The sequence below is a fragment of the Bradyrhizobium sp. Arg237L genome, assembly GCF_029990105.1.
Classification (GTDB): Bacteria; Pseudomonadota; Alphaproteobacteria; order Rhizobiales; family Xanthobacteraceae; genus Bradyrhizobium.
This window is the reverse complement of sequence record NZ_JAQMIL010000063.1, coordinates 24,553-48,630: the sequence shown is the minus strand read 5'-3', so window position 1 is coordinate 48,630 and position 24,078 is coordinate 24,553. Positions and strand designations below refer to the sequence as shown.

Sequence of the window (24,078 nt, the reverse complement as noted above, 5' to 3'; positions counted from 1 at the left end):
CGCGAACATTGCTGCCAGTTGTATTCGCGGAGGCAGCCCCTCACCCGGATCGCATCTGACGATGCGATCCGGCCTCTCCCCGCAGGCGGGGCGAGGCGAAGGGAGCTCGCGGCCTTAGCTAAGACTCAGCCCACCACTTCCGTGACCGGCTGCAAATCGATCTCGAACGTCTCGAGGAATTTCGAGGTCATGATGTAGAAGCCGACTGAGAGCTGCAATTCGACGAGCGCGGCCGGCGAGAGTTTCGAGGCGATCGCGTTGAAGGTGGCGTCCGTCGGTTTCTTCAGCTTGACGATCTCATCAGTGAAGGCGAGCGCGGCGCGCTGTACTTCGTTGAAGCAGGTGGCGGACTGCCAATTCTCCAGCGCTTCGTTCTGTTCGTCGGTGACGCCGACATTCTTGCCGATCCGTTTGTGCGCGACGATTTCGTATGGCGCTTCGCACAGGATTCCGGTGCGGGTAATCGCAAGCTCGCGCACGATCGGATCAAGCTCGCCTCTGTGTCGGATCGCGCCACCGAGCCGGCAGTATTGTTCAAAATAACTCGGCGAATGCGCCATCATGCGGAAGATATTGGCATTGCGGTTCTTGTCGAGAATTTCGCGGGTGCGATCGCTGGCTTTGGCGGGATCGCTGTATTCGATGCGGGCCATTCTTTCCGTCTCGTTTCTTTTTTCGCGTTTTGCGTGGGTTCCGTTAAGGTCCAAGACACTATCTGGCGCTTGACGCAGGAGCAACACAGCCGAGTCAAAATGCCGCCGCAATGCTGGCCGACCCTGCTACCGTCGATATTCGCCGAGTGGGGACTCAATCAGAGCGAATGTCCGACGCGGGGTGTTCCGAGAGTACCAATCTAAAAGGCCGTCGCTTGCGCGGATTCCGCGCCACGATGAGTCACGCCCAAGTCTAGGGAGACAGGCATGAAGGAAGCCACCAGGAGGGCGGCCTCGGAGGCGCTTGCGCAAATGCTGGCGGTGACGGCAATGGTCGTCATCGCCGGCATTGTGCTCTATTGGCGGTGACTGTCGTCATATCCCAACCAACAACCGTCATTGCGAGCGCAGCGAAGCAATCCATGCTTCCGCAAGTGGCGAAATGGATTGCTTCGCTACGCTCGCAATGACGCCGGAATAACGACGGTCGTTCACTTTACCTTTTGAAAATACGGGACCAATCGCCCGGCGAACTGCGCAAAGCGCGCGTTCACCTTGTCGCCGATCGCAAGATCGTTCTCGCCGTGCGCCATCATGCGGAAACCCTCGGCGATGTCGACCAGCACGATGTTGTAGGGCACATGCGCGCGCGTCTCGGGCGTGGCGGCGCGGCAGACCAGCGAGGTCGCGTACACCGTCCCTGCCCCGCTGGCGCGCTTCTCCTGCGGATCGGGTGCGCCGCAGACAGCGCAAAAGCTGCGGCGGAAATATTGCACAGCGCCGCAGGCGGCGCAGGATTGATAGACGATCGCCTCCGCGTCCGTGGTCCAGTCCGCAAGTTTGCCGCTCATCGCACTCGCTCCAGGAACATGCTGACATGCGAGGACAGCACGCCGCCATCGCCATGCAATAGCGCGACCGAGGCATCGCGGACCTGGCGGTTTCCAGCTCGCTCAGTCATCTGCAGATGCGTCTCGACCAGATGCGCCATCGCGCCGCCGACACCGCAATGGCCGTAGCTCAGAAGACCGCCATGGGTGTTGAGCGGCATCTCGCCGTCCTGATTGAAGTAACCGGCACGCACGCGCGCGGCTGCCTCGCCGCGCTTTGCCAGACCGAGATCTTCGAGCAGCATCGCAAGCGTGATGGTGAAGCTGTCGTACACCGCTGCATAGCGCACATCGGAGATCGCAACGTGAGAGGCCGCCTTGGCCTTGGCGATCGCGATCTCGGCACCGAGTTCGCTTAAAGCCGGCGCGGCGGTGACATGCTGATGCGTATGCGCCTGCGCACAGCCGCGGATACGCACGCCGACATCGCCAATCCGCTCGCGGCTGATCACGAATGCCGCGCCGCCGTCGGAAACGGGGCAGCAATCGAGCAGCTTCAGCGGCTTCGCCACCGGCTTCGAAGCCATCACGTCAGCGATCGTAATCGGGTCGTGGAATTGCGCGCCGGGATGGGTCAGCGCGTGCCTGCGCATCAGCACGGCGAATTCGGCGAGGTCTTCTTCGGTGAGGCCGTATTCGTGCATGTAGCGGGAAGCGACGAGGCCATAATAGGCGGGAATGGTCGGCCCGAGCGGCACTTCGTAATCGGGATGGCCGACTTGCGCGAGCGCCTGGATCGAGGCGTCGCGGCTCTGCCCGGTCAGACGGTTCTCGCCACCGACCACGAGCACATGCTTCGCCACACCGGCATCAACGAGATGATGCGCCAGCATGGTCATCGCGAGCCCGGTGGCGCCGCCGACCTGCACGGCATGGGCATAGGACGGGCGGATGCCGAAATGCTCGGCGAACACTGTCGCGAGCATGATGTGCGGCGACACCGTGGAGTAGCCGCAGAGGATGCCATCGATCTCCGACCGCTGCAGCCCGGCGTCCGAGATCGCAAGCTGCGCCGCCTTGCTCATGAGGTCGAGCGAGGACGAGCCTTCGTGCTTGCCGAATGAGGTCAGCCCGACGCCGGTGATGAAGCTCATGACGCTACTTCCTCCTTCGTCATTCCGGGGCGCCGCGCAGCGGCGAGCTACGATGTGCAATTGCACATCGGAGAATCCATCGGGCCGCATGCGAAAGAGGAGAAATGGATTCCGGGCTCGCGCTGCGCGCGCTCCGGAATGACGGTGTGAACTGTGGAGACGCCATCATCACCCGCCCTCAATACGACTTCGGCAGCCCCAGCACTTTCTCGGCAATAAAACTCAGGATGAGCTGCGGGCTGATCGGGGCGATGCGTGGAATCAGGGATTCGCGCAGGTAGCGCTCGACATGATATTCCTTGGCGTAGCCGAAGCCGCCATGGGTCATCACCGCTTGTTCGCAGGCGCGGAAGCCGGCTTCGGCGGCCAGGAATTTTGCCGAGTTGGCGGCCGGCCCGCAAGGAAGGCCGTTGTCGTAGTGCCATCCGGCCGACAGCACCATCAACCATGCGGCCTCCAGCTCCATCCAGCATTTGGCGAGCGGATGCTGGATCGCCTGGTTCATGCCGATCGGGCGGTTGAACACGATGCGGCTCTTGGCGTAGGCCTGCGCGCGCGACAGCGCGACCTTGCCGAGCCCGACTGCTTCGGCCGCGATCAGGATGCGCTCCGGATTCATGCCGTGCAGAATATATTCGAAGCCGCGCCCCTCTTCGCCGAGGCGATCCTCAACTGGAATTTCAAAATTCTCGAAGAACAATTCATTGGAATCGACGGGCTTGCGGCCCATCTTCTCGATCTCGTGCACGGTGACGCGCGTCTTGTCGAAATCGGTGTAGAAGAGGCTCAGGCCCTGCGTCGGCGTCCGCACCTCTTCCAGCGGCGTGGTGCGCGCCAGCAGCAGGATCTTGTTGGCGACCTGTGCGGTCGAGATCCAGACCTTCTGGCCGTTGACGATGTATTTGTCGCCCTTGCGCACCGCGCGGGTCTTGAGCTGGGTGGTGTTGAGCCCGGTGTTCGGCTCGGTCACCGCAAAGCAGGACTTGTCGCGGCCGTCGATGATCGGCGGCAGCATGCGCTGGCACTGCTCCTTGGTGCCGAACACGACCACCGGATTGAGCCCGAATACGTTCATGTGCACGGCCGACGCGCCCGACATGCCGGCGCCGGATTCCGAAATCGTGCGCATCATGATCGCGGCGTCGGTGATGCCGAGCCCGGAGCCGCCATATTCCTCGGGGATGCAGATGCCGAGCCAGCCGGCATCCGCCAGTGCGCGGTGGAAGTCGGCGGGGTAGCCGCCCTCCTTGTCCTTCTTCAGCCAATAGGCGTCGTCAAAGCGCGCACAGATTTTTGCCACTGCATCGCGGATGGATTCCTGATTGGCCGAGAGCGCAAAATCCATCAGTCTCTGTCCTAGTTCTCTGGTGTCTTGCTGACGCCGTCGCGGCGCATGGCGGCGATCTCGTCGGCGGAGAAACCGGCCTCCCGCAGGATCTCCACGCTGTGCTCGCCGAGCCGCGGCGCGAGCCGCTTCGGCTCGGCTGTCGTCTCCGACCAGCGCGCCGAGACCTTCATGCTGCGGATGCGACCTTCGGTCGGATGCTCGATGACCGGAAACACATCGGTTGCAACGATGTGCGGGTCCTGCAACAGGGTCTCGAGATCGTGCATCGGCATGACCGGCACGTCGGCCTTCTCGAGGATCTCGTTCCACTCCGCGGTGGTCTTGGTCTTGAGGATGCGCGCAAGCTCGGCGTAGACGCAATCGATATTGGCGGCACGGCCGGCGAAGGTCGCAAATCTCGAATCCTCGCGGAGATCGTCGCGCCCGATGGCGGTGAAGAAATTGTCCCACTGCTTGTCGTTGTAGACGATCACGCAGATATAGCCGTCGCTCGTCTTGTAGGGGCGGCGGTCCGGCGACAGATGGCGCTTGTAGCCGCCACGGTCGAGCGGCGGATCGTAGGTGAGGCCGCCCATATGGTCGCCCATGACGAAGCCGGCCATGGTCTCGAACATCGGGATGTCGACACGCTGCCCCTGCCCGGTCTTGTCGCGATGCACGAGGCTCGCGCAGATCGCGCCGACCGCGGTCAGTCCCACGATGCGATCGACCAGCGCGTTCGGCACGTAGCGCGGCACGCCGTCGGCGGTCTGCGCCATCAGCGCCGGTAGCGCGGTCGCGCCCTGGATCAGGTCGTCATAGGCGGGCTTGGCGGCATACGGTCCGTCCTGGCCGAAGCCGAACACGCCGGCATAGATCAGCCGCGGATTGATCTTGGAGACAACGTCGTAGCCGAGCTGCAACCGCGCCATCGCCTGCGGGCGCACATTGTAGACGAGCACGTCGGCCTTCGCGATCAGGCGCAGCACGGCCTCGCGCCCGGCCGGCTTCTTCAAGTCGAGGCAGATCGAGCGCTTGCTGCGGTTGGTGTTGAGGTACACCGGGCCCATGCCGGCATGGCGGGTCGGGCCGATCTGGCGCGTGACGTCGCCGTCGGGCGATTCCACCTTGATGACGTCGGCACCGTAGTCGCCGAGCGTCTGGGTCGCATACGGCCCCATCAGAACGGTCGTCATGTCCACGACCTTGATGCCCTCCAGCGGTCCCATAGCCTCGTCATCCTCTCAGAAAGGCAGCCGATCACGGCCGCGTTATCGCTTCCGGGGACCTAGTAACGGCAGGGCGTCCGCAAGATCAAGGCGCGCCGCGCGTATGGGCGTATGCGCGGCGGGTAGCGGGTTATCTGTTCGCCCGCGCGTCGCGCTCCTTCATCAGCCGCTCGAGCTCGTCATTCTGTTGGCTGATGCGGTCGGCAATACGCGCCTCGTTCTGCTCGCCGGATGCCGCGGCGGCCTGTTCGATGAGCTGCCTGATGTTGTCTTCAAGAATCGCAATGCGATCGTTGAGTTCGTCCAGCGACAGCGAGCTTTCGTTACCCATGATACACGCTCCGAAAGTCTGCGCCGCGGTGCACCGCGGCAATTCGTAGCATTGTAGGGTGGGCAAAGCGAAGCGTGCCCACCGTGACCAGCGGAGTGCTTGATGGTGTGCACGCTTCGCTTTGCCCACCCTACGGCAGCCCGCTTCGCCTACAGCCTACTTCGCCGGCTCCAGCAGCGAAACGTAATTCGCAACCGCGGCGCCGCCCATGTTGAAGATGCCGGCGAGCTCGGGATTCTTCAACTGCATACCCTCGGGCGCCTGCCCCGTGAGCTGCATCGCGCTCATCACATGCATGGAGACGCCGGTGGCGCCGATCGGGTGACCCTTCGCCTTCAGCCCGCCGGACGGATTGATCGGCAGCTTGCCGTCCTTCAGCGTCCAGCCCTCCTTGATCGCACGGGCGCCCTGCCCGCGCGGCGTCAGGCCCATCGCTTCATACTCGATCAGTTCGGCGACGGTGAAGCAGTCATGGGTCTCGACAAAGGAGAGATCGGAAAGCTTGGCGCCGGCCTGCTCCAGGGCGCGCTGCCAGGCCACCGTGCAACCCTCGAACTGCAGGATGTCGCGTTTGGACATCGGCAGGAAGTCCTGCGCATGGGCGGTGGCGCGGAAGTTCACCGCCTTCCCCATGGTCTTGGCGGTCTCCGAATCCGTCAGCACCAGCGCGGCGGCGCCATCCGACACCAGCGAGCAGTCGGTGCGCTTCAGGGGGCCGGCGACGAACGGGTTCTTGTCGCTCTCGGCGCGGCAGAATTCGAAGCCGAAATCCTTGCGCATCTGCGCATAGGGATTGGCGACGCCGTTCTTGTGGTTCTTGGCTGCGATCAGCGCCAGCGCATCGGACTGGTCGCCATATTTCTGGAAATAGGCCTGCGCGATCTTGCCGAACACGCCAGCGAACCCCCCGGGCGTATCACCATCTTCAGGCAAATAGGAGGCGCGGAGCAGATTGCGGCCGATCTCCGGTCCCGGCGTCTTCGTCATCTGCTCGACGCCGACCACGAGCACGAATTTGGCGCCGGTCTGGATGGCGCGGATGCCCTGGTGCACGGCGGCCGATCCGGTCGCGCAGGCGTTCTCGACGCGCGTGGCCGGCTTGAAGCGGAACTGCGGATCGGCCTGGAGCACCAGCGAGGCCGTGAAGTCCTGCTGCGAGAAGCCTGCGTTGAAATGTCCCAGCACGATCTCATCGACGTCGCCAGCCGAAATGCCGGCATCGGTCAGCGCCTCGTTGGCGACGCGCACGACCAGGCTTTCAACCGTCTCGGCGTCGAATTTGCCGAAGGGCGTGTGCGCCCACCCCACGATGCTGGCTGTCATGGCCGTTCTCCCAAAAATGTTCCTGATCGCTTGTAGCTGATCCGTATCCGGACTTCACCCGGCTTTCAGCGATTTCAGGGTGCGGTCGCACATGGCGGTTATGCCGGCCCAATTGTTGGACCTGACCTCGGCGGGCGGGCAGAGCCAGGACCCGCCGACCGCGACCACATTGGGCTCCGCCAGCCAGGTGGCGGCATTGGCCTCCCCGATGCCGCCGGTCGGGCAGAACCGCGCGTTCGGGAACGGCCCGGCCAGCCCCCGAAGTGCCTTGATACCGCCTGAAGATTCCGCCGGGAAGAATTTCACGAGATCGAAGCCGTACGCCAGCGCCAGCATCAATTCGGATGCGGTGGCGATCCCCGGCGCGAACGGCAGGCTGCTGCCGGCAGCGGCTTTCAGGAGCTCGGGTGTCGCACCCGGGCTGATGCCGAATTTGGCGCCGAGCGCCTCGGCGCGGGCCAGGTCGTCGGGGCTCAGGATCGTGCCGATGCCGACGATCGCGTCCGGCACCTCGGCCATGATCGCCTTCGCCGCCTCGATCGCGACCGGCGTGCGCAAGGTGACCTCCAGGGTGAACACCCCGCCGGCGACCAGCGCGCGGGCCAGCGGCACCGCATCCTCGCGCCGCTCGATGGTCAGGACGGGGATGATCTTGGCCTGGCTGAACAGCGTGGCGAGCGTTTCCTGTTTGGCTGATGTCATTGCGAGACCCTGCGGGAATTCGCCGGCCGCGGCACTTTCTTCGGCGGCATGGCATAGCGCGGAATGATCGCGCCGGGATAGCAGACCACGACGCCGGCCAGCCGATGGCCCGCGCGGGCGGCCTCCGGCGGCTCGGCGCCGGAAAGCCGGGCGGCGAGATAGGCGGCCGCGAAACTGTCGCCGGCCGCGGTGGTATCGATAACCGGCTGGGTCACCGGCTCGGCCCTCACCTCGCGCGATCCGCCGGGAAAGCGCAGCACGCTGACGGGCTCCGAGAGCTTCAGCACCACTTCCGGGGTCGAAATGCCCGCGAGCAGCGCCCCATGGCTCTCGCCGGGATAGAGCGGCAACAGATCCTCGGTGGAGGCGAGCACGATGTCGGCCGCCTCGAACGCCGCGCTGTAGACGCTGCGCGCCTCGCTCAGATCAGGCCAGCCGCGGGCACGGAAATTGGTATCGAACGCGAAGCGCGTGCCGAGCAGGCGCGCGCGCTTCAAGGCCGTCATCAACCGCCCTCGCCCGTAATCATCATAGATCGAGAGCGTAATGGCGGAGAGATAGACGAGGTCGTAGGTCGCGAGCGAATTGAGGAGGTCCTCGGTCTCCGGCAAATGCATCAGCTTGCGCGCGGCCGAGTTCTCACGCCAATGGAAGAATTTTCGTTCGCCCTTCTCATCCGTCTGGATCAGATAAATGCCGGGCAGTTTGCCCGCCAGCCGGGCGACGCGCTTGGTGCCGACGCCCTCGGCCTTCCAGGCGGCGATCATCTCCTCGCTCAACGCATCGTCGCCGAGCGCGGTGATGTAGTCGACGTCGATGCCGAGGCGCGCGAGATAGACGGCGGTGTTGAGGGTGTCACCGCCGTAACCCCGGGAGTAGAGGCCGCCTGGCGTCCCGCTTTGGGGCCCGCCTTGCGCCTGCCTCAACTCGATCATGCATTCGCCGATAGAGGCTACCCGCGTCATGACCGCACTCCGTAGCAAGACTACGCCGCGAATTTGCCGCCGAGCTCGTCCTCGATGTGAATCCGGATGATATCGTCGAACGTCTTCTCGGCCGTCGTGAAGCCGAGCTTCAGCGCCCGTTCGGTGACGAAATCGCGCGGCCAGCCGGAGACGATGCCGATGATGGTCTGGTCCGGCACCCGCTTGATCCGCGCCGTGACGTTCTTGCCGGCGACGCGATCGAGCGCCGCGATCTGCTCGCCGACGGTGGCGGAGAGCCCGGGCATGCTGAGATTGCGGCGCGGACCGATGGCATTGAGGTCCATGGTCCCGGCATGCACGAGGAAACCGACCGCCGAGCGCGGCGAAGCATGCCAATGCCGCACGTCCTCGGACACCGGCAGGATCGCCTCCTCGCCGGCCAGCGGCTCGCGCATGATGTTGGAGAAGAAGCCGGACGCCGCCTTGTTCGGCCGGCCCGGCCGCACGCAGATCGTCGGCAGGCGGATGCTGATGCCGTCGAACAGGCCCTTGCGGGTATAGTCGTTGATCAGGAGCTCACAGATCGACTTTTGCGTGCCGTAGCTGGTCAGCGGTGTGTGGAAGAACTCGTCGCCGATCTTGTCCGGGAACGGCGCGCCGAACACCGCGATCGAGGACGTGAACACCAGCCGCGGCTTGTAGCCGCCGCCGACCGCGCGGATGGCGTCGATCAGGTAGCGCGTGCCGTCGAGATTGATGCGGTAGCCCTTGTCGAAATCGGCCTCCGCCTCGCCGGAAACAATCGCGGCGAGATGGAAGATCACATCCGGCCGCTCGGCGATCAATGGCGCCGCGGCGCCGGGATCCGCGAAGTCGGACGCCACCACCGTGACCGGGATCGAGGCGTTGGCCGGCTTTGCGGGCTCGACGACGTCCTGCAGGGTCATCCTGGTGATGCCCTGCTTGCCGAGGCGGCCGTCGCGCAGCAGACGGTCGGTCAATTTACGGCCGACCATGCCGGCGGCGCCGAGAATCAGAACGTGCAAGACCCAACTCCTTCTTGTTCTTCAGGGCTAGTGCGTGGCGATTGCACTACGATGCGAGAGGCGAACTTCGCTGCACCTCGCCCCGCTTGCGGGGAGAGGTCGGAATTCAAGCCCAGCTTGAATTCCGGGTGAGGGGGAGCTTCCGCAAATACATCTGTCACCATATTCGCGGGCAGAGCCCCTCACCCCTACCCTCTCCCCGTAAGAACGGGGAGAGGGAGAACTGCCACCGTCGCTCCGATCTGAAATCACCATACTCCGGAAACGGGCCTCTCGCGCTATTCCTTCACGGCTCCCGTCATGGCCGACACATAATGCTCGACGAAGAAGGCGTAAAGGATCACGAGCGGCAGCGAGCCGACCAGCGCACCGGCCATCAGCGATCCCCATTTGTAGATGTCGCCGTCGACGAACTCATTGACGATCGCGACCGGCACCGTCTTGTTCGGCGTCGATTGCAGGAAGGTGAGCGCATAGATGAACTCGTTCCAGCACAGCGTGAACGAGAAGATGAAGGCCGAGATCAGGCCGGGGATTGCCAAGGGCACGATGATCTTGACCAGGATCTGCCAGCGCGAGGCGCCGTCGATCAGCGCGCATTCCTCGAGCTCATAGGGGATGGTCTTGAAGTATCCCATCAACAGCCAGGTCGAGAACGGAATGAGCAAGGTCGGATAGACCAGGATCAGCGACAGCGGCGAGTCGAACAGGCCGTAGGCCTGGATCACCGAGGCCAGCGGGATGAACAGGATCGACGGCGGCACCAGATAGGCGAAGAAGATCAGGATGCCGACGGTGTCGGCGCCCTTGAACCGCAGCCGCGTGATCGCATAGGCCGCCAGCACGCTGGCCGCGATCGACAGGAAGGTGGCTCCAACGGCCACATACATCGTGTTCCAGAGCCACCTCGGATACTGCGTCTCGAACAGGAGCTTGCTGATGTGCTTGAAGGTCGGATGGACAACCCAGAACGGGTTGAACTTCTCCATGTCGATCAACTGCTCGTCGGGTTTGATCGACGTCAGCACCATCCAGTAGAACGGGAACAGGAGCACCACGAGGATGATGAACAGCGGCAGATAGAGCGTGATCAGGCGGCGCGGCAGCGACTCCAGATAGCTCATGCCCTCGGAGTCGTCGGTCGCGGCCGGCGCCGGTGCTTTCGAATGCAGGGCTGAATCAGTCATTGTTCGATCCTTGCTGCCACTTGCGGCGCTGCATGCCGAACCAGGAGATCGCGATCGCGGCGAGCAGGAACGGGATCATCGCGGTCGCAATCGCCGCGCCCTCCCCCAGCCGTCCGGAGATGATGCCGCGCTGATAGCTCAGCGTCGCCATCAGATGCGTCGCATTGACCGGCCCGCCGCGGGTCAAGGCCCAGATCAATTGGAAGTCGGTGAAGGTGAATAGCACTGAGAACGTCATCACCACGGCGATGATCGGCGTCAGCAGCGGATAGGTGATGTAGCGGAAGCGCTGCCAGTTGGTGGCGCCGTCGAGCGTCGCGGCCTCGTAGAGCGAGGGCGAGACCGTCTGCAGGCCGGCCAATAGCGTGATCGCAACGAAGGGAACGCCGCGCCAGACATTGGCGAAGATGACGCTGCCGCGGGCCCAGTTGCTGTCGCCGAGGAAGTTGATGTTGTGCTCGATCAGGCCGAGTTTGATCAGCGACCACGAGATGATTGAGAATTGGGCGTCGTAGATCCACCAGAACGCGATCGCCGACAGCACCGTCGGCACGATGAAGGGAATCAGCACGATCGAGCGGATCATTGCCTTGAACGGCATGTGCCGGTTGAGCAGGAGCGCGAGATAAAGGCCGATCGCGAATTTGATGATGCTGGCGACCAGCGTGTAGAGGATCGTGTTGAAGACCGACAGCCAGAAGATCGCGTCGTCCCACAGCCATTGATAGTTCTCAAGGCCGATGAAGACGCCCTCACGGCCGATGCGCTCGTCCGTGAAGCTCATCCAGATACCAAGGCCAAGCGGATAGGCCAGGAACAGAATCAGGAAAGCCGCCGCCGGCAGCATGAACCACAGCGCCGCCCAGTTGCGGCTCGTGCGCAGCCTCGACCAGAGTGACGGCTCGCCGGCTGCGGCGGCCTGTACCGGCATCGATGTCTGGACAGTACTCATTCCGTCTCCAACTCCTAATCGAAGGCAACGCCCGGCCCGTGCCCCCACGGCCGAGCGTTGCCCCGATCACCTTCAAACCTGGGCCGGCGCGATGGTCTGCGCCGGCCGTTCCCTTAGCGGAAGATGCGCTTGGCCGCGCGTTCGGCCGAAGCCATCGCGGTCTTCGTATCCTCGCGTCCAGTGCAGTAGTTCGCGTACATGTCGACGAGCACGAAGTCGGCAATCGCGGCCGCCGCATTCTCGCTCATCTGCGCCTCGCCGGCCGGCGTCGACGCGCTCTGCGCGACGCTGCGGTAAGGCGTCGTCTTCGGATCGGCGGTCCAGACCGGGTTCTTGTCGTAGGCGAGGAGGAAGTGGGACAGATAACCCTGTGCCGCTTCGATCCATGGATTGAACTGGTCCGGCTCCAGCATGAAGGCGGTGAACGCCTTGCAGGTCTGCGGATACTTCGAGAAGGTGAAGATCAGGATCGGGAAGCCGAGGTGAAGCTCGCGCGTCTTGCCGTCGATGCCGGGCGGCAGATGCGCGTGATTCATATCCTCCGCGATCTGCGGATTCTCCTTCTTCGCCGTCACATAGATCGAGATGCCGTTCGTGGTCAGGTGAAGCTGGCCGGCGAGGAACGCCTTGTTGTTGGAGCTGTCGTTCCACGACGCCGTGCCCGGCACGAAGTTCTCGTAAAGGCCCTTGACGTATTCGAGCGACTTCGCGGTCTCCGGTGAGTTGATGACGACCTTGTTGTTCTTGTCGATCATCTTGCCGCCATGGGCCCACAGCGCCCAGTGCAGCCAGCCATTGGCGTCACCCGACGCATGGCCGAGCGCCATGCCGGCCGGCGTGCCGTTCTTGTTCATGCCCTTCACGAGGTCGGCAAAGCCGGCGAGATCCTTCGGGAATTCCTTGTGGCCGGCTTTCTCGGCCGCGGCGACGCGGTAGTTGACGAGGCCGCCGGTGGCGGCAACGGGAATGCCGATCCATTTGCCGTTGAGCATGCCATAGGCCTTGCCGGAGTCGGTCCAGCCGCCGCACTTCTGGCCGAGATAGTCGGCGACATCGGTGACATCAACGCATTTGCTCGGGAACAGGAACGGCAGTGAATAGAGTCCCCAGACCATGTCGAGACCCTGCCCGGTGTTGGCGGCAACCGACGCCTTGGGCTGGATGTCGTCGTAGGATTCGTTGGAGACGTTGATGGTGACGTTGTTGGCCTTCTGGAAAGCGTCGACGATCTTCATGAAGGCGACGTCTTCGGCTTCGACGAAGCGCTTCCAGCGCAACAGATTGATCTTCGCCCCCGGCTCCGGCTTCCACGGCGAAGTCTGCGCCCAGGCCTTCGCATAGCCCAAGAGCTCGTCGCCCGACATCGTCGCTGCGGCAGCCAAAAGGCCCGCGCCGCCCTTGAGCAGCGAGCGGCGATCGGTGGTAAACTTATTCATTTCAAGTCTTCTCCCTTACTTACTTAATTTTATGGTCTTGTTTGGGCTTGTTAATCCGGCCGCCTAGAGGCGGTGGCCGGTGTCCTTGTCGAACAGATGAGCGGCCGCCGCGCGCGGCCGCAAATGGATGCGCTCGCCAGGCTTGACGTCATGTCGCTCGCGGAACACCGCGATGATGTCCTGCGTGCCGATGCGCGACACGATCTGCGTTTCCGAGCCGGTTGGCTCGACGACGACGACCTCGGCCTCGATGCCGTCGCTGGCGAGTTCGAGATGTTCGGGCCGGATGCCGTAGACGACCGGAAGCCCATCGGAGGCGGTAGGCGCCGTCGCCACCGGCAATCTGGCGCCATTCTCGGTCTCGACGTAAATCTGCCCGTTGGATTTTAGGTGCCCGTTCAGGAAATTCATTGCCGGCGAGCCGATGAAACCTGCGACGAACTGGTTGTCGGGCTTGTCATAGAGCTCGAGCGGCGATCCCATCTGCTCGACGATGCCGTCATGCATCACCACGATCTTGTCGGCCATGGTCATGGCCTCGATCTGATCGTGGGTGACGTAGACGGTCGTGGTCTTCAGCCGCTGGTGCAGTTCCTTGATCTCGGTGCGCATGGCGACGCGCAGCTTGGCGTCGAGGTTGGACAGCGGCTCGTCGAACAGGAACACCTGGGGATCGCGGACGATGGCGCGCCCCATTGCGACGCGCTGGCGTTGACCGCCCGACAATTGACGGGGAAAGCGCTCCAGGAGCGGCGATAACGCGAGGATTTCGGCAGCCTTCTTGACCCGGGCGGCAATGTCCTGCTGGTTCGCGTTCCTCAATTTCAATGAGAAGCCCATATTTTGGGCAACGGTCATATGCGGGTAGAGCGCGTAGTTCTGGAACACCATCGCGATGTCGCGCTCTTTCGGCTGCACGTTGTTCACCACGCGATTGCCGATCGAGATCGTCCCGGAGGTAATGTTCTCCAGTCCCGCCAACATGCGCAGCAACGTCGACTTGCCGCAGCCGGACGGGCCGACCAACACCACGAACGCGCCGTCCTCGATCGGAACAGTCACGCCGTGCAGGACTTCAAACCCACCGAACGACTTGCGCACGTCGCTAATCTGCACCGACGCCATTCAATTCCCTCCGATTCTAGCGGCGGTTAGGACCATAAAGGCCCCGCCCGCTCTTCAAGTTGGGTTGCCTCTTAGCAGAATTTTTTCGCGATGTCGTTGGATCAAAGTTGAATATCGCGTGCTCAATCAATTGCGAACAATCGATCGACGTGCATAAAGTCGCGTCAATGAAACGAGGCTGAGTGCAGTGCAGCATGAGCCGTTGCGCTCGGGGAGAAACAATGAACAAGCCTGTTACACCAGTCACCAAGCGCAAGCTCCGCTCCAGCGAATGGTTCAACAACCCGCACAACCCCGGCATGACCGCGCTCTATCTCGAGCGCTACCTTAATTATGGGCTGACGCGGCAGGAACTGCAGTCCGGCAAACCAATCATCGGCATTGCGCAGACCGGCAACGATCTCTCGCCCTGTAATCGCCATCATCTTGAACTCGCGCACCGGGTGCGTGAGGGCATTCGTGAAGCCGGCGGCATCGCGATGGAGTTTCCGACCCATCCGATCCAGGAGACTGGAAAGCGGCCGACCGCCGCGCTCGACCGCAACCTCGCCTATCTCGGCCTCGTCGAAGTGCTGTTCGGCTATCCGCTCGATGGCGTGGTGCTGACCACCGGCTGCGACAAGACCACGCCCGCCTGCCTGATGGCGGCGGCGACCGTCAACCTGCCTGCGATCGTGCTGTCGGGCGGGCCGATGCTGAACGGCTGGCACAATGGCGTGCGCTCCGGTTCCGGCACAGTGGTCTGGAAGGCGCGTGAGCAACTCGCCGCGGGCGAGATCGACTACGAGGAGTTCATGAACATCGTCGCCTCCTCGGCGCCGTCCGTCGGCCATTGCAACACGATGGGCACCGCCTCGACCATGAACTCGCTGGCCGAAGCGCTCGGCATGTCGCTGCCGGGCTGCGCGGCGATCCCCGCCCCCTATCGCGAGCGCGGCCAGATCTCCTATGAGACCGGAAAGCGCATCGTCGAGATGGTCTGGGAGGACCTGAAGCCCTCCGATATCCTCACCCGCAAGGCGTTCGAGAACTGCATCGTGGTGAATTCGGCGATCGGCGGCTCGACCAACGCGCCGATCCATATCAATGCGCTTGCCCGCCATGTCGGCGTCGAATTGTCGATCGACGACTGGCAGAAATTTGGCCATGACGTGCCGCTGCTCGTGAACATGCAGCCGGCCGGCTTCTATCTCGGCGAGGAATATCACCGCGCCGGCGGCGTGCCTTCGGTGGTGCGTGAATTGATGACGCACAAGCGCATCCATGAAGATGCGGTGACGGTCAACGGCCGCAGCATGGGCGAGAACTGCAAGGAAGCGGCCCAGCCCGATGGTGACGTGATCTGGACTTATGACAAGCCGCTGGTGAAGGACGCAGGCTTCCTGGTGCTGCGCGGCAATCTGTTCGATTCCGCGATCATGAAGACCAGCGTGATCTCCAAGGAGTTCCGCGACCGCTATCTCATTAATCCCAGGGACCCGAATGCATTCGAGGGCCGCGCCATCGTGTTCGAGGGACCGGAGGATTACCACGAGCGGATCGACGATCCCGCGCTCGAGATCGACGAGCATTGCATGCTGTTCATCCGTGGCGCCGGTCCGATCGGCTATCCCGGCGGTGCCGAAGTCGTGAACATGCAGCCGCCGGCGGCGCTGATCAAACGCGGCATCCTGTCCCTGCCGTGCATCGGCGACGGACGCCAGTCCGGCACCTCGGGCTCGCCCTCGATCCTCAACGCCTCGCCGGAAGCCGCCGCCGATGGCGGGCTGGCGATCCTGAAGACCGGCGACCGGGTGCGCATCGACCTGAACAAGGGCACGGCCAACATCCTGATCTCGGATGACGAAGTGAAGAAGCGGCATGCCGATTTGAAGGCGAATGGCGGCTTCCGCTATCCGGCGAACCAGACGCCGTGGCAGGAGCTCTACCGCGCGACCGTCGGCCAGCAGGCCACCGGCGCCTGCCTCGAACTCGCCACCCGCTATCACGACATCGCCGGCAAGGTCGGCGTGGCCAGGGATAATCATTGACGTGCTGTCATTCCGGGGCGTCGCGAAGCGACGAACCCGGAATCCATTGCGCCACATACGCAAGCGGACAAATGGATTCCGGGCTCACGCTTCGCGCGCCCCGGAATGACGGAGCCAGACGAAGGAGACAACATGTCAGACCGCCTGAAGGGCAAGCGCGCATTCGTCACCGCGGCCGCCGTAGGCATCGGCCGCGCCTGCGCGGTCGCCTTTGCGCGCGAGGGCGCCACCGTGTTCGCGACCGATATCGACGAGGAGAAGCTCGCGCTCCTCAAGCAGGAGGGCGTCACTGAGGTGGCGCGGCTCGACGTGCGCGACACCGCTGCGGTCATGGCGATGGCCAAGCGCGCCGGCAGGACCGACATCCTGCTCAATGCCGCGGGCTTCGTCCATCACGGCACGGTGCTCGATTGCTCCGACGAGGACTGGGATTTCTCCTTCGACCTCAATGTGAAGTCGATGCACCGCACGATCCGCGCCTTCCTGCCCGGCATGCTGGACGCCGGCGGCGGCGCGATCGTGAACATCTCCTCCGCCGCTGGCGTGTTCAAGGCTGCACCGAACCGTTACGTCTATGGCGCGACGAAGGCTGCGGTGGCAGCCCTCACCCGCTCCGTCGCGGCCGACTTCATCTCCAAAGGCATCCGCTGCAACTGCATCTGCCCCGGTACGGTCGAGACGCCCTCGATGCTGCAGCGCGCCGCCGCCGCAGGCCCGCAAGGGCGCGAGATGTTCATCGCCCGCCAGCCGATGGGCCGGCTCGGCACCGCCGAAGAGATCGCCGCACTCGCCATCTATCTCGCCAGCGACGAGAGCGCGTTCACCACCGGCGTCGCGCATGCCATCGACGGCGGCTGGACACTCTAATCTTAAGGAAGGCACACCATGAACGAATACGATCTCACCGGCCGCAGTGCCGTTGTCACCGGCGGCGCGCAGGGGTTTGGGCGCGCGATCACCGAGCGCTTTGTCGCCTCCGGCGCCAAAGTCGCGATCTGGGATCATGACATCGCCCTGGCCGAGAAGACCGCGAAGGAGATTGGCCCGGAAGTGGCCGCATTCAAGGTCGACGTCGCCGATCTGGCCGCGGTGGAGAAGACGCGCGACGAGACGCTGAAAGCGTTCGGCAAGATCGACATCCTCGTCAACAATGCCGGCATCGCCGGCATCAACAGGACCGTGTGGGAGACCGATCTCGAGGAATGGCGCAAGGTGCTGCGCATCAACCTCGACGGTCCCTTCATCTGCTGCAAGGCGATCGTGCCGGCGATGCTCAAGCAGGGCTACGGCCGCATCGTCAACATCGCCTCGATCGCCGGCAAGGAAGGCAATCCCAACGCGGCGCACTATTCGTCGTCCAAGGCCGGCCTGATCGCGCTGACGAAATCGCTCGGCAAGGAACTCGCGCAGCACGACATCCTCGTCAACGCGGTGACGCCGGCGGCGGCGCGTACCGCGATCTTCGACCAGATGACGCAGCAGCATATCGACTTCATGCTGTCGAAGATCCCGAAGGGCCGCTTCGTGCTGGTGGAAGAGCTCGCCGCGCTGGTCGCCTGGCTGGCGTCGGAGGATTGCGCCTTCTCCACTGGAGCCGTGTTCGACATCTCCGGCGGCCGCGCGACGTACTAGGTCGGTTGCGCGAGCTCCGCGACCAGATGGTCGGCCAATAGCGACGCCGCGCGCGATAGATTGGCGGCGCGATGCTGCCTGATCTCGGCGCGCGGCAGCGGCGGCATGCCGTCGCGCTCCGAGAGGCGTCGCAGTCGCGGCGGAAAGGTGCCGGCCTTGACCACGGTCACCGTCAAGCCTTGGGCTGCGATCGCCTCGACCGCCGCGAGGCTGTGGCTGACGAAGGCGAGCCGCCACGGCCGTTTCGCAGTGTCGAGCGCCTGCATCGCCCAGCTCCGGAACAGACAGCCCTGCGGATAGAGCGCCACGGGAAGCGGGTTGAGCTCCTCGACGCGGTGCTCCGGGCTCGCCGCCCACACCGCCTGCTCGTGTCGCAAGAGTTCGCCCTCGCCGCTCCCTTGCGGATGCATGGCGATGACGAGATCGTAGGCCTCGCCAAGCCGGTCGGTCATGGAGGACGTCAGCCCCGTCTCCATCTCGATATGGATCAGCGGATAGTTGGCGACGAAGCTGGCGAGCAGCGGCGGGACCAGTAGCGTGCCGTAATCGTCCATCACGCCGAGGCGGACGCGTCCCTCCACCTTGTGCTCCCGGACGCGGCCCATCGCCTCCTCGTTCAGGCTGAGGATGCGGCGCGCATAGCCGAGCAAGCCCTCGCCGGCTGCGCTCAGATCGACGTTGGCTTTAGTGCGGTGAAACAACTCCGCCTGCAGCCGCTCTTCCAGCCGCTTCACCTGCATGCTGACCGCTGATTGCGTCCGGTTCAGCGCCACGGCCGCGCGGGTGAAGGAACGGTGGTCCGCCACCGCAACGAATGCCTTCAGGAGGTCCGGATCCAGGCTCATAACGAATGGTGATTTTATCTGTCAGATAAATTCCATTCCCTGATTAGCGCCTGTCCCCTACCATCGGCAAGAGCCAAAAAGGGGATCAAGCCGGATGAGACTTGATGGGTGAGACTTGGGGTGTCCTGGCCGCGGTGCTTTCGAGCGCCCTTGGCGGCACGTCGATCGGGGCAACGCGCTACCTCGTGGGCGCCATCGACCCGCTCGCCATCGGCGCATTCCGCTTCGGCATCGGCTTCCTGCTGCTGCTTCCGCTCGTCCTGATCCAGCGAAGAGGCTGGCCGGCGCGGCGCGATTGGCCGGCAGTGATCGGCCTGGGCCTGTTGTTCTTTGCCCTGTTTCCAATCCTGTTCAACGCATCGCTGATCTTCACGACGGCGGCGCGAGGTGCGCTCGCGCTCTCGACCTTGCCGTTGCTGACGATGGCGGTCGGCGCGGTGCTTGGCAGCGAGCAATTGACGGTGCGAAAGACCACGGGCGTACTGGTGACGATCACAGGCGTCGCCATGGCCCTGCTCTCCGGCCTCAGCGCCGCGCCGGAAGGGGCGTGGCGCGGCGATCTCCTGATGGTCGCGGCCGCGCTCTGCATGGCGCTCTACAGTATCTGGTCGAAGCCCTTCATCCGCCGCTCCGGCCCCATCCCGTTCACCACGATGGCCATGGCCGCCGGCGCCGCCTGCCTTATCCTCGCCTCGCTCGCGTGCGGCAGTTTTGCCCCGGTCGCCGCTTTCGGTGTCCCGCAATGGTTCGGCGCGGTTTATCTCGGGGCCTTCGGCGCGGCGCTGACGTTCTACCTCTGGGCGTTCGCGCTGGAGCGGACGACACCGACCCGCGTCGCGATCTCGGTGACCGTCAATCCGATCGCGGCATCGCTCGTCGGGGCCACTGTGCTGGGTGAGCCGCTGCGCTGGAATCTGGTTGTCGGCATCGTGACCGTGTTCGCAGGCATCTGGATCGCGACGACGCAATCCAGCCCCGTCGAGGCCGATCCGGCAGTGCAGAAGCTACGCTGACGGCGGAGAACTGTATTCCGCGCCAATGCGTCGCAGCGCGTTTACCGTCTTGCGCTGGAACCCGACCGCAACCATCATGTCTGGTTGAGAGCGGCCGCCGCCGCGACCGGATATCCCCCTTGAACATCTCCCTCTACACCATCTCCGTCTGGGTGCTGCCACTCCTGATCGCCATCACCTTCCATGAGGCGGCGCACGGCTTCGTCGCCCACCGGCTGGGTGACAACACCGCCTGGCAGCTCGGCCGCGTCAGCTTCAATCCGCTGAAGCATATCGATCCCTTCGGCACCGTGGTCCTGCCCGCCGTGCTGTTGCTGTCGCAGTCGCCCTTCCTGTTCGGCTATGCCAAGCCGGTGCCGGTCAATTTCCGCAACCTCAAGCATCCCCGGCTCGACATGGTCTGGGTGGCGCTGGCTGGCCCCGCCACCAACATCATTCTCGCTCTGGTTGCCGCACTGGCGTTCCACGTACTGCCATTCCTCCCGCCGGATAGCGCGCGCTGGATCGCGGACAATCTCAAAAACGCGTTCCTGATCAATATCGTGCTCGCGATCTTCAACATGATGCCGATCCCGCCGCTGGACGGCGGCCGGGTGGCGGTCGGGCTCTTGCCCCGGCCACTCGCCGAGCCGCTCGCGCGCCTTGAGCCCTATGGGTTGCTGATCCTGATCGGGCTTTTGATCCTGCTGCCCCTCCTCGGTTCGCAGCTTGGTCTCAATCTTGATATTATTTCCGCGATACTGCGGACACTGACCGGCTATGTGATAGGTGCGCTTCTCTTCATCACCGGCAACGCCTAGGTTGAGAAAAAGATCGCGAGGGCCTCTTGATCAAAGCTGCCGATATGCTGATCGCTCGACGTGCGGACACCCGCGCCAGGGCGGACTTCGCGACGTGGAAAATGCTCGCCAAGCTGAACGGCACGTCGTCCCTGTCGGCCGACGCGCAGAACTTCCTCGCTACCTACAACAAGCTCCTGGCGCAGATGCCGGAGCTTGAGGCGAGCGAGGCCACCATCAAGCTGATGTACAAGAGCTATTATGCCGAGATGGGCGGTGCCGGTACGCCGCCCGACGTCCCCGCCCCCTCCCGCGAGCCGGTCGCCGACCGCGGCAACGTCACCGCCTTCCGCCGCCTCCCCGCCAAGAAGCCGGGGGTATCAGGTCCAACAGGCAAACGGCCACTCCCGGTGGCGCTGATCTTCGCCTGCCTCGTCGTGGTCTATGTCGGCATCCGCTATTTCTGGCGCTAGTTCAGTAGAACGGTAGGGTGGGCAAAGCGAAGCGTGCCCACCTTATTCTTGCACCGCCCGTGAATGGTGGGCACGCTCCGCTTTGCCCACCCTGCGGGCTAATCCGCCCAGTGTCTCAACCCGTTACTTCGGCTTCTTGAAGTTCACGTCGAGGCTGAAGGCGAACTGGTCTTCGGTGAGTTCGGCTGGCGGCGCGGGGACGGGGTCGGAGCGGCGAACCATTGAGATGGCCGCGTCGTCGAACGCTTGGTCGCCTGAGGACTCCGCGACCGCGACGTTGACGATGTTGCCGCGGCGGTTCAGCACGATGCTGACTTTCACGGTGGTCGCCTTGCTCTTGTTGTGCGGATAGCGCTTGTGGAGCTCGAAATAGGCGCTGATCTTGCGGCCCCAGTCGGCGGTGAGCTTCTGCCTGTCCTTGCCGATGCCGCGATTCGGGGCCTTGGCCTGCTCGGCCTCCGGCGCGTTCTCCTCCAGCGTCTGCCGCGCGGTTGCTTCCTGGGCGGGCGCCTCTTCGGAGGCCTGGGTCTGGACGGCCTGGACCTTGGGATCGTCTTCCTGGGGCTTCTTGGAGTCGTTCTGCGTGACGATGCGGTCGGGGTCTTCGGACTCGTGCGGCACATCCTTCGGCAGGTCGGTCTCCTTGACCTCGGCCTTCTGCTCGGAGAGCTGCGGAGCGGCCTGCGACGCATCGGCGTCGGGACCCGGCGGCAGATTCTCGTCCTCGACCTTGGGTGAGGCCATCTCTACCGCGAACTCGGCGGCATTTGCGCCCAAGCCGTCGCCGACGTCGTCGCCGCGCAGATTCGCCAGCGCCAGAGCCGCGCCGCCGACATGCAGCGCAAGCGCCGCCACTGCGGCGCAAATCCACAGCCGCCGGGAAGACTTCTGCTCAAGATCGAGGTCAGACATCGCTGTCCGTCGTCAGGGTTTTGCCGGCTCGGCGGCTTGTGGCGCGGCAGGCGCGCCGGGAACGCCTTCGAGCGTCACCAGCTTGACCCTGTTGTAGCCGCCCGAGCGCAGGATTTCCATCACTCCCATCAGCTCGCCATAAGGCACCGCGCGATCCGCGCGCAGGAATACATACTTATCCTTGCTCATGTCGGCCAAGGTATCGAGCGAATGCACCAGCTCAGTGCGCTTGACCGCATTTTCGCCGATCGCAAGCGTCAGGTCCGACTTGATGCTGACATAGGTCGGCTTGTCCGGCTTCTTCTGCGGCGTCGCGCTCGACGTCGGCAAATCGATCGGCAGGTCGACCGTGGAGAGCGGTGCAGCCACCATGAAGATGATGAGCAGCACCAGCATGACGTCGATGAATGGCGTGACGTTGATCTCGTGCGATTCCGCGAAATCGTCGTCGTCGCCGTCATTGTCTGCGATCGAGACAGCCATCGCCTACTCCGCCGCCGCGCGCGAATGTGCGCCGCCGGTCACACTGACATTGGTGCGGTCGAGGTCGCGCGACAACAACCGTGCCGCCGCGCCCGAGGCACGGCCGACCAGTTCCAGATAGCCCTTCGTCACCCGCGAAAAGTGATTGTAGATGATCACGGCCGGGATCGCCGCGACAAGCCCGATCGCGGTCGCGAGCAGCGCCTCGGCGATGCCGGGCGCGACCACCGCGAGGTTGGTGGTCTGCGATTTCGAGATGCCGATGAAGCTGTTCATGATGCCCCAGACGGTGCCGAACAGACCGACGAAGGGCGAGGTCGCGCCGATGGTCGCAAGCAGGCCCATGCCGACGCGAATGCGGCGGCCTTCGGCACGCACGATCTCGGCAAAGCTCGACGCCGCGCGTTCCTTGATGCCGGCGTCGCTGGAGATGCCGGCCGACAGTCGCCCTTCCCGCATCGCCGCGGCGATCAGGGTCGAGAGCACGCTGCCCTTGGCGCCGAGCGCGAACTGGGCTTCAGCGAGCGAGCGCACATCGCTGATCTTGGCGAGCGCGGCGCGCAACTTGCGCTGCACGACGGTGAGCTCAATCATCTTGGCGATGAACACCGTCCAGGTCACCAGCGACGCAAAGGCAAGACCAATCATCACCGCCTTCACGACGATGTCGGCATTCCAGAACATCACCCAGGGCGACAGTTCCTTCAGTCCGGCGATGGTCGCCGATTTCTTGCCCTCGCCTTCGGCAGGCGCTGCACTGACGTCCTGAGTTCCCTGCGAGGCAACCGGCGCGGCGGCGGAGGGTGACTGCGCCGGTGTCGTCGCCTCTGCCGGTGGTTGCGGCGCGGCGGGAGCAGTCTGTTGCGCGACAGGCGCCGATGGAGCGGGAGCGGCGGGCGCCATCTGCTGCTGCGCCGACGACGGTGTCATCAGCGCGACCAGCGTCAGCACGGAGAGTGCAACAAGTGTCGCGCGGGTAGCTAGAATGTTCATACTTCGGCCCAGTGGCGTATCAAGTTGTGATAGATGCCGGTCAATTTGACCGTTTCGGGGTCGTCTCGCCCAAGCCGCTCCACCAAGGCCTGGATAGCGGTGTCCAGATCGAAGATCAGACTGCGAGCGTGCGCATCCCGTACCATGCTCTGCAGCCAGAAGAAAGACGCAACCCGCGCGCCTCGCGTCACCGGCGTGACCAGATGCAAACTAGAAGCAGGATAAAGAACGAGGTCGCCGGCCGGCAGCTTCACTTCATGCGAGCCGTAGAAATCTTCGATGACGAGCTCGCCGCCATCATATTCATTCGGCTCCGATAAAAACAGCGTAACCGAGAGGTCGGTGCGGATCCGCAAGCCGGTGAGGTGGTCTCCCCTCACCGCGTTGTCGACATGCAGACCGAAATGATGACCGTCGGCGGCGACGTAACGGTTGAACAAAGGTGGAAAGATTCTAAGTGGGATCGCCGCCGAGATGAAGCGCGCACTGGCCGTCAGCGCCGACAGCACGCGGCTGCCAAGCTGGCGGGCGACCTCGCTATCCGGCGGCAATTGCTCGTTGCGCTTGACCAGCGCCGATGCGGCGCCTGCCGTCGAACGTCCATCCTCCCACGCGCTGGCATCCATGATGCGGCGGAAGTCCGCCACATCGGCCTTGCTCAGCACATTCGGAACGCAGATCAACATGCCCTGTCGTT

General features: G+C 63.9%; 25 protein-coding genes. 6 read left to right on the top strand and 19 right to left on the bottom strand.

The features are described from left to right. Positions 1-125 precede the first annotated feature (125 nt). From OZ411_RS31310 to ugpC, 14 genes are all read right to left on the bottom strand, one after another. On the bottom strand, positions 126-653 hold the full coding sequence (locus tag OZ411_RS31310; protein WP_130583455.1) for a carboxymuconolactone decarboxylase family protein: 528 nt from the start codon (positions 651-653) through the stop codon (positions 126-128). Between the two features lie 491 nt (positions 654-1,144). Next, the gene (locus OZ411_RS31305) at positions 1,145-1,504 is read right to left on the bottom strand and encodes an OB-fold domain-containing protein (protein WP_282531048.1); all 360 of its coding nucleotides are present in this window, start codon (positions 1,502-1,504) and stop codon (positions 1,145-1,147) included. After that, the gene (locus OZ411_RS31300; protein WP_282531047.1) at positions 1,501-2,637 is read right to left on the bottom strand and encodes a thiolase family protein; all 1,137 of its coding nucleotides are present in this window, start codon (positions 2,635-2,637) and stop codon (positions 1,501-1,503) included. The genes OZ411_RS31305 and OZ411_RS31300 overlap by 4 nt, the downstream gene beginning before the upstream one ends. A gap of 178 nt (positions 2,638-2,815) precedes the next feature. Next, positions 2,816-3,982, bottom strand: a complete 1,167-nt coding sequence (locus tag OZ411_RS31295; RefSeq protein ID WP_130583452.1) for an acyl-CoA dehydrogenase family protein — start codon at positions 3,980-3,982, stop codon at positions 2,816-2,818. Positions 3,983-3,993: 11 nt separating this feature from the next. Further along, a complete protein-coding gene (locus OZ411_RS31290; protein ID WP_282531046.1) occupies positions 3,994-5,193 on the bottom strand; it encodes a CoA transferase in 1,200 nt (399 codons plus the stop codon). Between the two features lie 130 nt (positions 5,194-5,323). Continuing rightward, a complete protein-coding gene (locus OZ411_RS31285; RefSeq protein ID WP_130583450.1) occupies positions 5,324-5,524 on the bottom strand; it encodes a hypothetical protein in 201 nt (66 codons plus the stop codon). 156 nt (positions 5,525-5,680) lie between these two features. Then, the gene (locus OZ411_RS31280; protein ID WP_282531045.1) at positions 5,681-6,847 is read right to left on the bottom strand and encodes an acetyl-CoA acetyltransferase; all 1,167 of its coding nucleotides are present in this window, start codon (positions 6,845-6,847) and stop codon (positions 5,681-5,683) included. Positions 6,848-6,901: 54 nt separating this feature from the next. Beyond that, positions 6,902-7,549 carry a bifunctional 4-hydroxy-2-oxoglutarate aldolase/2-dehydro-3-deoxy-phosphogluconate aldolase gene (gene eda / locus OZ411_RS31275; RefSeq protein ID WP_282531044.1) on the bottom strand — a complete coding sequence of 216 codons (648 nt, stop codon included), beginning with the start codon at positions 7,547-7,549 and terminating at the stop codon, positions 6,902-6,904. Further along, positions 7,546-8,514, bottom strand: coding sequence for a sugar kinase (locus OZ411_RS31270; protein ID WP_282531043.1), 969 nt, complete (start codon positions 8,512-8,514; stop codon positions 7,546-7,548). Before OZ411_RS31270 ends, eda begins: the two co-directional genes overlap by 4 nt. 20 nt (positions 8,515-8,534) lie before the next feature. Continuing rightward, the gene (gene denD, locus OZ411_RS31265) at positions 8,535-9,521 is read right to left on the bottom strand and encodes a D-erythronate dehydrogenase (RefSeq protein WP_282531042.1); all 987 of its coding nucleotides are present in this window, start codon (positions 9,519-9,521) and stop codon (positions 8,535-8,537) included. A gap of 278 nt (positions 9,522-9,799) precedes the next feature. Beyond that, positions 9,800-10,708, bottom strand: a complete 909-nt coding sequence (locus OZ411_RS31260; RefSeq protein ID WP_130583328.1) for a carbohydrate ABC transporter permease — start codon at positions 10,706-10,708, stop codon at positions 9,800-9,802. Further along, a complete protein-coding gene (locus OZ411_RS31255; protein WP_282531041.1) occupies positions 10,701-11,660 on the bottom strand; it encodes a sugar ABC transporter permease in 960 nt (319 codons plus the stop codon). Before OZ411_RS31255 ends, OZ411_RS31260 begins: the two co-directional genes overlap by 8 nt. 113 nt (positions 11,661-11,773) lie before the next feature. Then, positions 11,774-13,096 (bottom strand): ABC transporter substrate-binding protein, encoded by a 1,323-nt coding sequence (locus OZ411_RS31250; RefSeq protein WP_282531040.1) that lies wholly within the window; start codon positions 13,094-13,096, stop codon positions 11,774-11,776. 63 nt (positions 13,097-13,159) lie between these two features. Next, a complete protein-coding gene (gene ugpC / locus OZ411_RS31245) occupies positions 13,160-14,221 on the bottom strand; it encodes a sn-glycerol-3-phosphate ABC transporter ATP-binding protein UgpC (protein WP_282531039.1) in 1,062 nt (353 codons plus the stop codon). Between the two features lie 221 nt (positions 14,222-14,442). Between ugpC and OZ411_RS31240 the strand changes: the two genes are divergently transcribed. From OZ411_RS31240 to OZ411_RS31230, 3 genes are all read left to right on the top strand, one after another. Further along, positions 14,443-16,251, top strand: coding sequence for an IlvD/Edd family dehydratase (locus OZ411_RS31240; protein ID WP_282531038.1), 1,809 nt, complete (start codon positions 14,443-14,445; stop codon positions 16,249-16,251). A gap of 132 nt (positions 16,252-16,383) precedes the next feature. After that, a complete protein-coding gene (locus OZ411_RS31235) occupies positions 16,384-17,118 on the top strand; it encodes an SDR family oxidoreductase (protein WP_282531037.1) in 735 nt (244 codons plus the stop codon). An 18-nt stretch (positions 17,119-17,136) separates the two neighbouring features. Continuing rightward, positions 17,137-17,883, top strand: a complete 747-nt coding sequence (locus tag OZ411_RS31230; protein WP_282531036.1) for an SDR family NAD(P)-dependent oxidoreductase — start codon at positions 17,137-17,139, stop codon at positions 17,881-17,883. Here OZ411_RS31230 and OZ411_RS31225 read toward each other — a convergent pair. Continuing rightward, positions 17,880-18,728: a LysR substrate-binding domain-containing protein gene (locus OZ411_RS31225; protein ID WP_282531035.1), complete on the bottom strand. Its 849-nt coding sequence runs from the start codon at positions 18,726-18,728 to the stop codon at positions 17,880-17,882. The genes OZ411_RS31230 and OZ411_RS31225 overlap by 4 nt on opposite strands. Positions 18,729-18,832: 104 nt before the next feature. On the opposite strand from OZ411_RS31225, the gene OZ411_RS31220 reads away from it, so the two are divergent. The 3 genes from OZ411_RS31220 to OZ411_RS31210 all read left to right on the top strand — a co-directional run bounded on the left by OZ411_RS31220 (position 18,833) and on the right by OZ411_RS31210 (position 20,993). Then, positions 18,833-19,741: a DMT family transporter gene (locus OZ411_RS31220; RefSeq protein WP_282531034.1), complete on the top strand. Its 909-nt coding sequence runs from the start codon at positions 18,833-18,835 to the stop codon at positions 19,739-19,741. Between the two features lie 119 nt (positions 19,742-19,860). Beyond that, entirely contained in the window at positions 19,861-20,541 is a 681-nt protein-coding gene (locus OZ411_RS31215) for a site-2 protease family protein (protein WP_130582973.1), read from the top strand. A gap of 44 nt (positions 20,542-20,585) precedes the next feature. Next, positions 20,586-20,993: a hypothetical protein gene (locus tag OZ411_RS31210; RefSeq protein WP_282531055.1), complete on the top strand. Its 408-nt coding sequence runs from the start codon at positions 20,586-20,588 to the stop codon at positions 20,991-20,993. A 123-nt stretch (positions 20,994-21,116) separates the two neighbouring features. On the opposite strand, the gene OZ411_RS31205 is transcribed toward OZ411_RS31210, so the two are convergent. Genes OZ411_RS31205 through OZ411_RS31190 form a run of 4 tightly spaced genes read right to left on the bottom strand, consistent with a single transcriptional unit; the run spans position 21,117 to position 24,067 of the window. Continuing rightward, on the bottom strand, positions 21,117-21,905 hold the full coding sequence (locus OZ411_RS31205) for a TonB family protein (RefSeq protein WP_282531033.1): 789 nt from the start codon (positions 21,903-21,905) through the stop codon (positions 21,117-21,119). 12 nt (positions 21,906-21,917) lie between these two features. Then, entirely contained in the window at positions 21,918-22,388 is a 471-nt protein-coding gene (gene exbD / locus OZ411_RS31200; RefSeq protein ID WP_028164594.1) for a TonB system transport protein ExbD, read from the bottom strand. A gap of 3 nt (positions 22,389-22,391) precedes the next feature. Beyond that, positions 22,392-23,381, bottom strand: a complete 990-nt coding sequence (gene exbB, locus OZ411_RS31195; RefSeq protein WP_282531032.1) for a tonB-system energizer ExbB — start codon at positions 23,379-23,381, stop codon at positions 22,392-22,394. Further along, positions 23,378-24,067, bottom strand: coding sequence for a Fe2+-dependent dioxygenase (locus OZ411_RS31190; RefSeq protein ID WP_282531031.1), 690 nt, complete (start codon positions 24,065-24,067; stop codon positions 23,378-23,380). The genes exbB and OZ411_RS31190 overlap by 4 nt, the downstream gene beginning before the upstream one ends. Between the last annotated feature and the right edge of the window lie 11 nt (positions 24,068-24,078).